This is a genomic window from Succinimonas sp. (assembly GCF_045225735.1).
GTDB lineage: Bacteria > Pseudomonadota > Gammaproteobacteria > Enterobacterales > Succinivibrionaceae > Succinimonas.
Genome location: NZ_JBGVBR010000230.1, coordinates 1 through 3,538, shown reverse-complemented (window position 1 = coordinate 3,538; position 3,538 = coordinate 1). Strand labels below are relative to the sequence as shown.

The 3,538-nt window shown below is 52.0% G+C and carries 4 protein-coding genes; all 4 read left to right on the top strand.

Annotated features, from left to right (window positions below):
* Positions 1-247: 247 nt before the first annotated feature.
* Positions 248-670 carry a hypothetical protein gene (locus tag ACJROR_RS07945; RefSeq protein ID WP_406546655.1) on the top strand — a complete coding sequence of 141 codons (423 nt, stop codon included), beginning with the start codon at positions 248-250 and terminating at the stop codon, positions 668-670.
* A 159-nt stretch (positions 671-829) separates the two neighbouring features.
* Complete coding sequence (locus tag ACJROR_RS07940; protein WP_406546654.1) at positions 830-1,180, top strand: hypothetical protein; 351 nt, start codon at positions 830-832, stop codon at positions 1,178-1,180.
* Between the two features lie 289 nt (positions 1,181-1,469).
* Positions 1,470-2,984, top strand: coding sequence for an ankyrin repeat domain-containing protein (locus ACJROR_RS07935; protein WP_406546653.1), 1,515 nt, complete (start codon positions 1,470-1,472; stop codon positions 2,982-2,984).
* The coding region (locus ACJROR_RS07930; RefSeq protein WP_406546652.1) for a hypothetical protein at positions 2,984-3,538 on the top strand (555 nt) is incomplete at its 3' end. The genes ACJROR_RS07935 and ACJROR_RS07930, both read left to right, overlap by 1 nt.

Below are 3,538 nucleotides of genomic sequence, written 5' to 3'. Positions count from 1 at the left end.
TCACGGTAGCTTTCCATGATCTTGTAGTAATCATGGCCCTTGGAAGTAGTTTTTGCTAAATAGCTCATGTGCACACAACCTCTGTATCCTTAATTATAAAGGATTATCTGGCGTGTATCAATATCGAAGCATTGAATATAAATGGTTTTGTGGTTGTGTGCACAGAAAATTCCGTCAAACCTTTACACTTGGGGACTCCGCTCAAAATGAGTCGAAACTACCGCTAAGCGAACTTCAGAAACTCGGTATGGAGGTTCCCCCGCAGATCTACTGCTTTGTGCAGTCCATGAACCGTCTCCAGAATACCATAGATGAAATGAACAATACCATTATGCTGGGAAAGCTTCTGGTGGACACGGTGCAAAACGGGGATATCTCCGGAAATAAAGAACCTCCTGTGCGTGATGAATTGGATGTGATGGGTAAATTCACTGATTACTTCAGGAGCGCCGAGGGGAGAAAAATAGTACATGTAGACGAGCATTATTTTGATGACGATGCTGATTTGGCTGACAAAGACAAGGCTCATATAAAAAACTTCTTCCTTGAAAATGGCATGCCCCAGTATCTTATCGAATTAAACGCCAAATATTTAAACAGGAGCGATTACAACCCCGGCGGACAATATTTTGAGAAAGTCCTGAACAGAATTAACACAGCCCACGATTAACACTGCCCACGATCCTCTTAAAGAAGTCACAGAGCTTTTCCAAAAGTATCTTATTGATATTCTGCCTCCGGATCATGAGTCTGCGGAAAACAGAAGGACAATGGTTAACGATTTGACTGACAAGTATAACAGAGCCAAAGAGAAAGAGGATGAAGCCGAATGCCAAGGGTGCTGAGATCATTTGCAATAAACTTTGCTAACACTGTTTACAGTGAAATGAATTTTTTTCAAACCCAGGCCTATGACAACCTCGGGAGCCCTGTCAAGCCGCCGGCAACCTTTGCCAGCGTGATTGTTAAAACACTGTTTAACAGTCAGGATGCCGTGAAAAAGATGCTGAAAAGTTTAGGCGGGATAGAAATAACGAGCCTGACAACCAGTCTGTACAGCGTAGGAAAGAATGAACTGGGTACGGGATATTTTACCTCTGTTGATAACATAACTGATAAGCTTCAGGAAAAAGCAGATCAGGCGACCGATCTGTCTTTTGATATGGAAATCGGCTTTTAAAACGGCGCCTGATTTCGGCGTCTTTTCCGAACGGCATAGCTGTTTTCTGAAAAAATCCCCGCTCTGTCCTTCAGGGCCGGCGGATAACAGACCTTTTCCGGAAAGAGAGACCGGGATCACCGTACCAAAAGCTCCATATGTCATAATCAAGTAAGATGGGAGATGTTTTTTACCCGGGGGGTTTCAGCCAGGCTGTCCCGGCATTTCCCGGTTCCCGTTATTTCTGTTCGGCCGCGCTTTTCCGGCCGCCCTTTATTCCCGGTGTTCAAAGGAGAGGAGTGCAGATCCGATGCCCGTTTTTCATGACAAATCGCCGGCCGCGCTGGGCGCCGCAGTTTTTCTTTTTCTGATTTCGGCCGCCGGAGCTGATGAACCAAAGCCTTTCACCCCGGACGAATTCCGGGATGCGGTCTGCCTGTCTGCTTCCGTAATTGACGCCGGCACGGAACAGCGGATTATAGCTTCTCTCAATGCGGGAACTCCTTTGCCGCAGGATTGCGCAGACGAAAGCCTTTTTGCCAAGCTGGTGTCCCGTTCCAATAATCCGGAGCTCTTTTCTCTTTTTCTGGCCCGGGGGTTCGATGCCGACTATCAGTTTGCGGGAGCGGCCTCTGCCCGCATGACGGCCTTCGGAACCAAAAAGCTCCCGGCGGCGGAACCCTTTATCAATGCCGGAAGCTACGATCTGTCCCGGAAGTCTCCCAATGGCGATACCCTTCTCATCGAGGCCCTGTCCAACGATAAGGACAACACGGTATTCACCGCGGTAATGCGGCACGGCGCTGATGCCCGGGGAGTAAAGGCCAAAGGGCGGCTGGGAGAAAGCCCGCTGATGCTGGCGGCAAAAAGAGTCTACGGCCTGGAATACGGCAAGGATGAGGAGATTCTGGGGCTTTTTAAAAAATACGGCGCTGATTTCAACGAGCTTTCCTCCCGGGGGCTCCCGCTGATTCAGGAAGCGGCGCTGAAGGACGGCAGGTTTGATTACCGTACCGATTTTATGAAATTCCTGGTGGCCAATGGCGCCAGTCCCAACACCAGAAACAAAAAGGGCGAGCCATTTTTGAACTTCATGTTTCACCGCAATATTTCCGGAACAGTATTTGACCGGGTGATGGAATTCGCTCCTGATATCGAAATCAGGGACGATCTGGGAAATACCGCGCTTCTGGCGGTCTTCGAGTACATCGGCGGAAACAGCGATAACCGGATATACTGCGCCCGGAAGCTTGCGGAGGCCGGAGCGGACGTCAATGCCGTCAATAAAAGAGGCGTAAATCCGCTGACCGCAGCCATTATGGCGGGGGCGCGGAACAGATTCAATCCGGGAGTTATCGAGCTTTTTCTGGAAAAGGGCGCCAAAGTCCAGTCCAAAACTCCTGACGGGGTCGGCCTCATGTTTTACGCCGGTCTCGCCAAGCTTACCAGAAGCGAAATCCAAAAGCTAAAGGAGGCCGGAGCTGACATAAACGAAGTGGAAGCGCAAACCGGACTTACCCCTCTTATCGCTGCGGCGTTAACCGGGAACGGCGGCGCCGTGAGCTCCCTTGTCAGGGCCGGAGCCGATGCCGGCGCCGCCGACAAAGAGGGCCGCACCGCTCTTATGGCCATAGCGCTGACCCAACCGGATACATCGACTTTCAGAAGTCTTATCAATGCCGGCGCGGCTGTTACGGCGCGGGATCGGGCCGGCCGCGCCGCGCTGGACTATTTTGAGATGAGCCGTTTCGCCGGAGACCCCCGCAATGAAAAGCAGCTGGGCGCTTACCGGGAAATGCTTTCGGAAAAGAAGGAGGAGCAGTGATGAGCAGCAGGAATTTTAAGCCGGCTCAGAGGGGCGTTTTTCACCTTAAGGCTCTTGCGGCCGCGCTGGCTATGGGATCTTTCATGACGGCGGCTCAGGCCGAGGTCATGGTGGTGGAGGCCCGGGGCAAGGATGCCGCCACCTGCGAGGTCAATGCGAGACTTAACGCCACCCGCTCTCTGATGAACAATATGACTTCCCGGGATTTTTTAACGGCGCACAGCAGCGAGGTGCGGAAGATTATTATCGCCCGCCCGCAGGATTTCACCTCCTCCTACCGGCTTCTTAAGGAGGATAAAAACGGCAGCAGCATTACGGTAAAGGCCGAGGTCGATGTCGACACCGTCAAGCTGGAACAGACCCTGAAATCTCTGGGCGCCGTCATCACCAAATCCGGCGAGCTTCTGAAAAGAGAGCTTGCAGCTTCGGAAAGTAACGCCCTCCGGGAATTCTTCGGGACAGAGGTCGGAGCCCGGACGGTGAGCGCGCCCGTCAGCAGTCAGGACGATCCCGCTCCCGTTTCCGAAAGCGTTCTGCCGGGCCTTGAGCTGGAA